The organism is Micromonospora sp. 4G55 (genome assembly GCF_016803375.1).
This window is the reverse complement of record NZ_JAEVHN010000184.1, coordinates 1-10,694: the sequence shown is the minus strand read 5'-3', so window position 1 is coordinate 10,694 and position 10,694 is coordinate 1. Positions and strand designations below refer to the sequence as shown.

The following is a 10,694-nucleotide window of genomic DNA, read 5'->3' as shown; positions in this document are numbered from 1 at the left end:
GTGGCGGCGGTCAGCTGCGGATCGGGCTCCACCTCCACCGGTACCGGGAAGGCCGCGGCGAGCAGCTCGACCACCGGGGGGATACGGGTGGAGCCGCCGGCGAGCAGGACGCCGTCGAGCTGCGCCGGCAGCAGCCCGGCGGAGTGGACGGTCCGGGTCACCAGGTCGACGGTCGCCTGCACGGCCGGCCGGATCATGTCCTCGAACCGCGCCCGGCTCACCGGCACCCGGACCGGCCCGGTCGGCAGGGTCAGCAGCACGTCGGTCTCGGTGCCGACGGTCAGGTCCCGCTTGGCCCGGTCGCACTCGGGCAGCAGCGCGCGCAGCGTGGCGTGCGTCTGCCGAGATCCGGCCGCGGCGAGTTCCCCGGCGAGTGCGGTACGCACATGCTCGGCCAGCGCCTCGTCGAAGTCGGCGCCGCCGATCCAGTCCAGCCCCTGCGGCAGGCCGAACGTCTCGTACGTGCCGCGGGGAGTGCGGCGGACCAGGGCCGCCTCGAAGGTGTTGCCGCCCAGGGCGTAGACGGCCGCCGCGCTGCCCGGGAAGCCGCGCGCCGCGTGGCTCTCCGCCACCGTCACCGTACGGGGCAGCAGCGTCACGTTGCCCAGGCCGAACTGCCACAGCGCCTCGTGCAGCAGCTCGCGCCGGTGCCGACCCCAGCCCGCGGGGTGGCTGAGCACGACGGCCTCGGCCGGCTCACCCTCCCGGTCGAGGACCCGTTCCACCACCCACGCCGCCAGCAGCGCGGTCAGCATCTGCGGCGGGCAGGCCTCGCCGCCGATCAGCAGGGGAACGTCGTCGCCGACTCGGCGGACGAACCCGCGTGCGGTCCGGCTGCCGTCCTCGACGGGCGGTTCACCGACCACGAGCGTCCCGTCGACGGCCAGGTGCACCACCGACGGTACGGTCGCCGACCGGCCGTCCAGCGTCACCGCCTCGGGTCGCGCCCAGGTCGCACCCCGTCGTCGCGCCACGCTGGCCGCGGTGTTGGTGCTTCCGATGTCGATCCCCAGGACGTACGGCATCCGCAATCTTCCTTCACCGTGAGTTGGCCGGCCGGTGGCGGCGGTGTCGGCACCGTGCGGCGACCACCCCCGGCGACACCCCGTGGGCTCCTACGTTCGTACCAGAGATCGCTCCCGTATCGGGACCCTAAATCTGGCCGGGCCGGTTCCCCCAGTCCCCCTAACGTACGAGGCGGTGAGCACCCCAATCCGGCGGGGCGGATTGCGGGCCGATCCCCGATGTCCGATGCGGCCGACGGCTATAGCGTCGTTGTCGACGATCACCGGTCGCCGACGTCCAAGGAGAAACCGGCACATGGACCAGACCCTGCACGACTTCGTGCTCAACCTGCTGACCAACCCTGACGCCAAGTCGGCGTTCGACCTCGACCCGGAGGGCGCGCTCCAGGCCGCCGGGCTCCCCGACATTACCGCCGCCGACGTGCAGGACGTGGTGCCGCTGGTCGTCGACTACGCCCCGGTGCACGGGCTGGCGCCGGTTGCCCCGCTGGCCGGGCAGCTCGGGGCCGACCCGCTGCTGACCGACACCACCGACGTGGTCGCCCAGCTTCAGACCGTGCCGCAGGACATCACCATCAGCAGCTCGTACTCCGGAGTGGACGTCAAGGCCGGCGTGCTGGGCGCCATCGCCGTCGACCCGACGAGCGTCGCCGCCGGGGGCGACGGTGCTGCCCGGGATCGGCCTGGGCATCGGGCCGAACGGCCTCGAGACCGACCTGACCGGGGTGCACGACGTGACCCACACCCTCGACGCCGACGTGTTGGGCGCGGTGGACACCGTGGCCGACCCGGCGGTCGGCGACGTGGCCGGCGTCGGCGGCACCAGCGCGGACGCCCTGCTCGACGGCACCGACGCCGGCCTGCTGGGCACCCCGGACGGCCTGCTCGGCGGCGCGCTTCCCGGCACCTACGGCCAGGTCGGCGGGGTCGTCGACTCGCTCGGCGTCGACGACACCCTCGGCGGGCTCGGCGTCGACGACACCCTGGGCGGGCTCGGCGTCAGCGGCTCCGGCGGCCTGGTTCCGCAGGTCGACGTGTCGTCCACGGTGGGCGGCGTGACGCACCAGGTGGACGGCGTCGTCTCCGGCCTCACCGGCACGGTGGGCAGCGTGACCGGCGACGTCAACGGCGGTGTGAGCGGCGACTCCGGGGCCCACGCCGATGCGTCCGCGTCGGCCGGCGGCGGGCTGCTGGGGCTCGGCGACGGTCTGTTCTGATCGGGGTTCGACCGAGGCGGAAAGCCGGATCGCCACGGGCGATCCGGCTTTCCGCCTGTTCTCGTTCAATTCGCCACTTGATAATTGCTCCGAAATCCGCACACTTGGTGCGGTGATGGCGGGGATCTGGCTAGACGTGCTCGACGGGATCGCCCGTACGTGCCGCGAACACGGGCGGGCGGACCTCCTTCAGGCGGTCCGGCAGAAGCGCGCCCAGCTGCTCGACCCGAAGCTGCGCGTCCTGGTCGTCGGCGAACCGAACCAGGGCAAGAGCCAGCTCGTCAACGCGATCGTGAACGCGCCGGTGTGCCCGGTCGGCGACGGCCGCACCACCGTCCTGCCGACCGTGGTGCAGCACGCCGAGGTCGCCTCGGCCACCGTGGTCCAGGCGGCGTCCGCCCCCGGGACGCCCGCCCCGACGACCGCCGAGCGCACCCCGGTACCGCTGGACCAGATCGCGGCTGGGGTGGCCGGCACCCTCGGGCGCGGTCCGGCGGCGGCCCGGCGTACGTCGAGATCGGACTGCCACGCGCGCTGCTCGGCGCGGGGCTGGTGCTGGTGGACACGCCCGGCACCGACGAGGTGGCCCTGATCGGTGCCGGCGCCCCGGCCGCCGCGCTGAACCGCGCCGACGCGGTGCTGGTCGTCTCCGACTCGACCCGGGAACTCTCCGTCGCCGAGCTGAACATGCTGCTGCACGTCACCCGGTCGCACCCGAACGTGGCGGTGGTGCAGACCAAGATCGATCTGGTGCCGGACTGGCGCGCCGTCGCCGAGCGCAACCGGCAGCACCTGGCCGAGGCCGGCGTACCGGCGGCGCTGATCCCGGTCTCGGCGGCGTTGCGCCTGCGCGCGGCGGTCACTGACGACCACGGCCTCAACGCCGAGTCGGGCTTCCCGCCGTTGATCGCCCGCCTGCAGCGGGACCTGGTTGGCAAGGGCGACGTGCTGGCCCGGGCCTCGGTCGCGATGATCGCCCGCACGGTGGCGGAGCAGCTCGCCGCGCCGCTGCGCGCCGAGCTGGAGAGCCAGGAGGCGGAGGAACAGTCCGGCCCGATCTCCCGGCTGCACGCGGCCCAACGCGAGGTCGACGAGCTGCGCCGCTGCTCCACCCGCTGGCAGAACACCCTCGCCGACGAGATGGCCGACCTGATGTCCGACATCGAGTACGACCTGCGCGACCGGACCAGGCAGATCCTGCGGATGGTCGACGACGCGTTCGACACGGCCGACCCGCTGGTCTCCTGGGACACCTTCCAGGAGTGGCTGCAGCGCAGCCTGGTCGAGGCCGCGCAGGCCAACCACGAGTGGTTGGCCCAGCGCTGCGACTTCGCCGCCCGGCGGGTCGCCGGCAACTTCGCCCGGTACGGCTACGACGTGCTGCCGCCCTGGTCCATGATGGTGCCGGAGGATCTCGTGGACCGGCTACCGGAGATGGAACGGCCGACCATCGACCGGTTCACCGCCAGCCAGAAGGTGATCACCGGCATGAAGGGCTCGTACGGGGGCCTGCTGATGTTCGGCCTGGTCATGACCCTGGCCGGCATGCCGATGATCAACCCGGTCTCGATCGGCGCCGGCGCGCTCTTCGGCGGCAAGAGCATCCGGGACGAGAGCAGGCAACTGCTCCGCCGCCGCCAGGCTAGCGCCAAGACGGCGATCCAGCGGCACGTCGACGACTTCTTCGTCCGGACCACCAAGGACTGCCGGGACACCGCCCGCCAGGTGCAGCGGATGCTCCGGGACCACTTCACCGCGCTGACCGAGGAGTTGCAGGAGGCCATCGTCCAGTCGTTCCGCACCGCGAAGCAGGCCGCCGACACCGACGCGGCCGCCCGCGGGCAGCGCCAGCGCGAGATCCGGCTGAAGATGAGCCGGTTGGCCGCCGTCTACGAGCAGGCCCAGCAGTTGACCGCCGCCCAACCCGCCCCGGCGCCGTTGGAGCCCCGGACATGACGGTCGGGCTGCGGCTGGACGAGGCGGTCTGGGGGCTGCTGCACCAGGCCCTCCAGCTCTACCGGGACAACCCCCGCGCGACCGGTCACCTCCGGCACCAGCTGGCCCGGCTGGAGCAACCGCTGCGGGTCGCGATCGCCGGTCCCTGGCGGTCCGGCAAGTCGACCGTGCTGAACGCGATCATGGGCGAGGAGGTCGCGCCGATCGACGGTCCGGACGGCAGCGGCCTCTTCACCTGGTACGAGGACGGTCCCCAGCCGCGCGCCACCGCCTACTCCAGCAGCCAGCCCCCACAGGAGCTGACGGTGCTCAAGTCGGCGACCGGGATGCGGGTGGACCTCGTCGGCTGGCGGGAGGGCGAGCTGCGCGACATCGTGGTGCAGTGGCCGACCCGGGCGCTGCGGCAGGTCACCCTGATCGACACGCCCGCGATCGTCGGCGCCGACGAGCACGGCCGGGCGCCGGTCATGGACCGGGTGTTGCGGGACGCGGACGCGGTGCTCTACCTGACCCGCGACGGTCGCGGCACCGACCTGCGGGTGCTGGAGTCCACCCGGGACAGTCAGGTCGGGCAGGCCGCCCCGGTGAACGTGATCCTGGTGCTGTCCCGGGTGGACGAGACCGGCGGCGGACGGATCGACGGGCTGCTCACCGCCCGCCAGCTCGCCCGACGGCAGCACCGCGATCCCCGGGTGAACGCGCTCTGCGTGAACCTGGTGGCGTGCAGCGGGTTGCTCGGCCTCGCCGGACGGGTGCTCAGCGAGTCGGACTTCGCCGCGCTCGCGCAGCTGGCCCAGGTGTCGCGGGAAGAGCTGGACCCGCACCTGCTCTCCGCCGACCGCTTCGTCCGCGCCGAGCTGCCGGTACGGCTGGACAGTGAGGTACGCGCCGCGCTGCTGAACCGGCTCGGCCTGATCGGGGTCCGGCTGGCGACCACCCTGGTCCGTACCGGCTGCGACAGCCGAGGCAAGCTGGCCGCCGAACTCATCCGGCGCAGCGGCCTGACCGAGCTGCGCGAGTCGATCAGCCGGTTCTTCGTCGACCGACGGGACACGCTCAAGGCCCGCTCCGCGCTCGCCGCGGTGGAGGCGCTGTTGCAGGCCGAGCCCGGCCCGGGCACCGGGGAGCTGCTCAGCGCGGTGGAGCAGATCCTCGCCGGTGCGCACGAGTTCCGGGAGCTGCGCCTCCTCGCGGCGCTGCGGACCACCCGGCTCGGGTTCGACGCCGAGCTGGCGGCGGAGGCGCAGCGCCTGGTGGGCGGGGACGGGGTCGGCCTGGCCGCCCGACTCGGCCTGGAGCACGACGCGCCCGTGCAGCGGCTCTGGGAGGTCGCCGCCGACGCGCAGTGGCAGTGGCGCAACCGCGCGGAGGATCCCCTGCTCCGGCTCGCGCAGCGGCGGGGCGCGCAGGTCGTCGTCCGCAGCTGCGAGGGGATGCTCGCCGAGCTGGCCGAGGGAGGCCGGTGACCTGTCGCCGGCCGGCGGGCAGGGCTCGGGGCGCCCGGCGGTTCGCCGGGCGCCCCGATTTCGCCGGTCAGCGCGGGGCGCACTGTCCCGAGGAGCCACCGGTGACCGTGTTGGGCAGCCCGTTGTCGCGGGGCGCCGGGTCGTTGTCGGCGCAGGAGAGCGCGCCGGTGACCGTGCTGGCGGCGAGCACCGGATCCGCGTTGCCGGTGAGGCTGACCTCGCCGGCGATCCGACTCTGCTCGATGGCGACCTCGCCGGTGCCACCGGTCGCGGTGACCCCACCGCGCACGGTCACCCCGTGCAGTACCACCGTGTCGGCCGCGCTGGCCGACACTCCGCCCGAGATCACGCCGCCCCGTACGTACAGCGCGGCACCGGGCTGTACGGTCACCGACCCGTTGATCGTCGCGTCGGTCAGGCAGGTCACGCCGGAGGAGACGATCAGCCCGTCGTCCCGCCGCCCGGTGATCGTCGAGGTGCAGGCCGGCGACGGCTTCGCCAGCAACTCCACCTCCGCCAGCGTGGCGGCCGGGTCGGCGGCGGTCACCTCCAGTCGGTAGTGCGCGTACCGGCCGGGCTGGTCGACCTGGAACGACCGGGTCTGCGACCGCCAGGGGAACGACTCCCCGGACCGGTCGTCGAGCACCGTCCAGTTACGGCCGTCGTACGACCCCTTGAGCTGCCAGCCGTGCAGGTCCCCGGCGACCTTGCCGGAGGTGAGCGTGTAGTGGGTGACCTGCTCCGGGGTGCCGGAGACCTTCCACTGCACCGTCTCGTCGACCGCGACGGTGGTGCCCGAGCTGTCGTCTCTCAGCGCGGCGGCCCCGCCGGTGACGGTGATGTCCGTCAACGGCCGGGCGACCGGGCCCGGCTTGCTGAGCGAGGTCGGCAGGTCTTCCGCCGCGGTGGCCCAGGAGGAGGGGTACTCGCCCATCTCGAAGTCCAGCACCGCGCCGTCGGCCAGCTCGCCGTGCGAGATCGAGGACTTCCGGTGGGTCTGCCCGTCGACCGTCAACCCCTGCACGTAGACGTTGCGGGCGTTGTTCTGCGGCGCGTTGACGACGATCTGCCGGCCGTTGGGCAGGTGCACCGTCGCCTTGCGGAACAGCGGTGAACCGATCACGTAGTCCCCGCTGCCCACCTGGAGCGGGTAGAAGCCGAGCGCGCTGAAGAGGTACCAGGCGGAGGTCTCGCCGTTGTCCTCGTCGCCGGCGTAGCCCTGGCCGATCTCGCTGCCCAGGTACATCCGCGACAGCGCCTCCCGGACCTTGGCCTGCGTCTTCGCCGGCTGCCCCGCGTACGTGTACATCCACGGGATGTGGTGGGCCACCTGGTTGCTGAAGCCCCACATGCCCATCCGGACGTCCCGCGCCTCGATCATCTCGTGGATGGTGCCGCCGTAGGAGCCCGGGAACTTCGCCGTCTCCGGGGTGCGGAAGAACTCGTCCAGCTTGTCGGCCAGTTGCTGCCGACCGCCGTACAGGTTGGCCAGGCCCTGGCGTCCTGCGGGACGTGGAACGCGAAGTTCCAACCGTTGGTCTCGGTGTAGTCGTGCTCGTGGCCCCAGACCCGCGGGTCGTACTCCGCCGGGGTGGACTTCCACTTCCCGGCGGCGTCCCGACCCTGGAAGAAGTCCACGTGCGGGTCGAACATGTGCACGTAGTTCTGCGCCCGGTTGCGGAAGTACTCCGACTCCTCGCGGTAGCGGGCCCGGTCCGCCTCCGGGGTGGCGGGGTCGTCGGCGAGCGCCGCGCCCATGTTCGCGATGCCGAAGTCGTTGATGTAACCCTCCAGCGCCCAGGAGACCCCCTCGGACACGTCCGACGCGGTGTACCCCTGGAAGATCGACGTCTGGAGTCCCTTGCGACCGACGCTGGTGTTGTTGGGGTTGCTGCCCGGCGGAGCGACCGTGGCGTTCTTCACCGCCGCCTCGTACGCGGCCTTGACGTCGAAGTCGCGCACGCCCTTGACGTACGCGTCGGCGAACGACACGTCCGAGCTGGTGCCGGTCATCAGGTTCGCGTACCCGGGCGACGACCAGCGCGACACCCAGCCGCCGTCCTTGTACTGCTGCACGAACCCGTCGACCAGTTCGCCGGCGGTGTCCGGGTCGAGCAGCGTGTACGCCGACCAGGTGGTGCGGTACGTGTCCCAGAAGCCGTTGTTGACGTACACCTTGCCATCCACGACCGGGGCGCCGGTCCGGGTGGCGGTGGTACCGGCCGGGATCGCGGTCGACGCGCTCGACTGCACCGCGTGCTTCCAGACCGGCGCCTCCGGCGTGCCCACGTTCTCGTGCGCCGAGTTGGGGTAGAGCGAGAGCCGGTAGAGGTTGGAGTACAGCGTGGTGAGCTGGTCCTCGGTGGCCCCCTCGACCTCGATCACCCGCAGCTTGTCGTCCCAGAGGCGCTGCGCGCGCTCGCGGACGGTCTCGAGGGTGTCGTCGCGGCCGATCTCGTTCTCGAGGTTGCGCCGGGCCTGCTCCACGGAGATCAGCGAGGTGGCGATCCGCAGCGTGACCGTCTTGGTCTGCCGGGTGTCGAAGGCCAGGTAGCCGGTGACGTTGGCCCCACCGCCGCCGGTGAGCCGGCCGCTGGCGGTGACCGGGGCGTCGACGACGCCGTAGACGAACATCCGACCGGCGCCGTTGGACAACCCGCTGCGCACGTCCGAGTAGCCGCTGACCACGCCGTCGGCGCCCAGGGTGAGGCCGCCGTTGTTGTTGACGTTGTCGAAGATCAGGTTGCCCTGGTCGCCGGTGAAGGTGAACCGGAACAGCGCGGCGTGGTCGGTCGGTGCCAGCTCCGTCCTGAGGCCGTTGTCGAAGGTGACCCCGTAGTAGTGCGCCTTCGCCACCTCGTTCTCGTGGCCGAACGGCAGCGCCCGGGCCGACCGGCCGGCGGCGGGCACCCCAGTGGCCGGTGACGGCATCACCTGGAACGTCTGCCGGTCACCCATCCACGGGCTCGGCTCGTGGCTGACGGTGAACGCCTGCAGGGCCGGGCGGTTGGCGGCGGTGTTGCGGCTCTGGTACTCGTACAGCCAGCTGGCCGAGCCCGCGTTGGTCATCGGGGTCCAGAAGTTGAAGCCGTGCGGCACCGCGGTCGCCGGGATGTTGTTGCCCCGGGAGAAGCCGCCGCTGGAGTTGGTGCCGCGGGTGGTGAGCACATGGTCGGAGGGGCGCGGCCTGTCCACCTCGGCCGGGTTGCCGGTGATCCGGATGTCGTCGACCCAGCCGTTGAACAGGCCGGTTCCGGTGGTGCTGTCGTAGGCCAGCAGGATCCGGTCGACGCGCTTGCCGGCGGCGACCGCGCCGATCCGGGACCGCTTGGCGTTCCACTGGTCGGCGTAGAGCGACTTGGACTCACCCTGCGCCTGCGGGCTCAGCCCGAAGCCGTGCTGGTCCACCGCGCCCAGCTCGCTGAGGTAGGTGCCGTCGTCGAAGGCCAGGTCCACCGCCGCGTAGGTGCTCGGGTAGTCCAGGTCCTGCCCGGTCAGCTCCGGGAAGATGACGTACGACAGCTCGGTCCGGTCGGTCACCGTGAGGTCGACGTCGAAGACCTTGTTGTACGCGTACCCCCGCCCGCTGACGGTCTGCCCGCCGGAGTACTGCAGCGCGCGGACCCCGGTCCAGCCGACGTTCGGCTTCATGGTCGGGCCGTTGACCGGGCCGCCGCTGCTCATGGTGCGCATGTTGCTGGGCGGCGGGGGAGTGGTATCGCCGTTGGAGAGCTGCAGCTCGGCGAGCTGGGTGATGCCGCCCCCGACGATCGCGGTGACGTTGAGCCGGTAGTAGGGGTACGCGGTGGCGTTGTCGAACCGGTACTCCTTGGTCTGGAAGCGCTCGGTGAACTGCTGCCCGGTCCGGCTGTCCAGGGTGGTCCAGTTCTCCCCGTCGGTGGAGCCCTGCAGGGTCCAGTCCTTCGGGTCGCGTTCCGGCGCGTCGTTGGCGGAGGTCAGCGCGTAGTGCACGACGGCGACCGGGGCGTCGAGTCGGACCCGTACCCAGCCGGTCGGCGTGAACGCCAGCCACTTGGTGCTGACATTGCCGTCGATGACCCGGTCCGCGGTCTCGCTGGGCGGGTTCTCCGCGTTGGCGGTGACCTCGGTGATCCGGCCGGCCAGGTTGCCGGGGATTCCCTTGACCGGGCTGCCGGTCACCCCTGAGGTCTTCTCGGCGCCGCCGGCGTCGGTCTCAGTGGTGTTGATCCAGGTCGGCTGGGGATCGCCGGCCTCCAGCGAGGTGGCGAAGTCGGTGGCGGGCGCTTCGGCCGCCAGCGCGGGCGGCGGTACGGCGGGGACCGCGAGGCTCACCATCACCACGATCGGCAACAGGACCCTGCGTGCACTACGCCTCATGCAGAAACCTCCAGAGAGGACGGCCAAATGCGACGGTGGCGCACCCGGTTGGAGATTTCGTCAGCGTTCGCGGCGCATGACAATTCTGTCAAGAGCCCTAACAAAAGTCCCGACGCGAGCCGGTCAGGCCGTCCGGCGGCCGCGACCGATCGACAGCAGCAGACCGACGGCGGTCAGGGCGGCGCGGCCAACGCGGCGTACGCCGGGAGGCCGGCGGGAATGCCCAGGTAGACGGTGATGCCGAGGATGCGGGACAGGCCCCAGGGCAGCAGCGCCAGCTGGTCGTTCCACACCGTCAGCGCGCGCTCCAGCCCCACCGCCGCGACCAGCCCGGACAACAGACCGAGCGGGACGCCCGCGGCGGTCAGGGTCAGCCCGACGGCGCTGCGGCGCCGCAGACCGTACCGATCGCGCAGCACCACGGCGGTGGCCACGAAGAGCCAGCAGAACGCCGCGAACGCGACGGTGACGTAGACCGTGCGCAGGGTGGGCGCGGTCCAGAAGGCGAACCAGTACTTACCCGGCCCGCGCCCGGCGAGCGCCGCCAGCAGCAGCACGCTGCGCAGCAGCGCGACGTAGACCGTGCGCAGGGTGGGCGCGGTCCAGAAGGCGAACCAGTACTTACCCGGCCCGCGCCCGGCGAGCGCCGCCAGCAGCAGCACGCTGCGCAG

Annotated in this window: 5 protein-coding genes and 3 pseudogenes; 5 read left to right on the top strand and 3 right to left on the bottom strand. The window is 72.2% G+C overall.

The features are described 5' to 3' along the window. Positions 1-1,025: Hsp70 family protein (locus JNW89_RS16800; RefSeq protein WP_238449635.1), on the bottom strand; the 1,025-nt coding region annotated here is incomplete at its 3' end. 226 nt (positions 1,026-1,251) lie between these two features. Here JNW89_RS16800 and JNW89_RS38845 point away from each other — a divergent pair. The 5 genes and pseudogenes from JNW89_RS38845 to JNW89_RS16780 form a co-directional block, all read left to right on the top strand. Further along, positions 1,252-1,464: pseudogene (locus JNW89_RS38845) on the top strand (IniB N-terminal domain-containing protein); the annotation flags it as partial. Positions 1,465-1,690: 226 nt separating this feature from the next. Continuing rightward, on the top strand, positions 1,691-2,242 hold the full coding sequence (locus JNW89_RS16795; RefSeq protein ID WP_238449634.1) for a hypothetical protein: 552 nt from the start codon (positions 1,691-1,693) through the stop codon (positions 2,240-2,242). Between the two features lie 115 nt (positions 2,243-2,357). After that, a complete protein-coding gene (locus JNW89_RS16790; protein WP_238449633.1) occupies positions 2,358-2,834 on the top strand; it encodes a dynamin family protein in 477 nt (158 codons plus the stop codon). Further along, on the top strand, positions 2,801-4,198 hold the full coding sequence (locus JNW89_RS16785; protein WP_238449632.1) for a GTP-binding protein: 1,398 nt from the start codon (positions 2,801-2,803) through the stop codon (positions 4,196-4,198). The genes JNW89_RS16790 and JNW89_RS16785 overlap by 34 nt, the downstream gene beginning before the upstream one ends. Next, positions 4,195-5,664, top strand: coding sequence for a dynamin family protein (locus JNW89_RS16780; RefSeq protein ID WP_238449631.1), 1,470 nt, complete (start codon positions 4,195-4,197; stop codon positions 5,662-5,664). Before JNW89_RS16785 ends, JNW89_RS16780 begins: the two co-directional genes overlap by 4 nt. A gap of 67 nt (positions 5,665-5,731) precedes the next feature. On the opposite strand, the pseudogene JNW89_RS16775 reads toward JNW89_RS16780, so the two are convergent. Both JNW89_RS16775 and JNW89_RS16770 read right to left on the bottom strand, forming a co-directional pair. Further along, a pseudogene (locus JNW89_RS16775) lies at positions 5,732-9,981 on the bottom strand (GH92 family glycosyl hydrolase). Between the two features lie 215 nt (positions 9,982-10,196). Continuing rightward, positions 10,197-10,694, bottom strand: a pseudogene (locus JNW89_RS16770) (hypothetical protein); the annotation flags it as partial.

What these genes read in the sequence shown, in the direction of transcription:
- JNW89_RS16780 (WP_238449631.1), top strand. Translation starts at nt 4,195, where the DNA reads ATGACGGTCGGGCTGCGGCTGGACGAGGCGGTCTGGGGGCTGCTGCAC.
- JNW89_RS16790 (WP_238449633.1), top strand. Translation starts at nt 2,358, where the DNA reads ATGGCGGGGATCTGGCTAGACGTGCTCGACGGGATCGCCCGTACGTGC.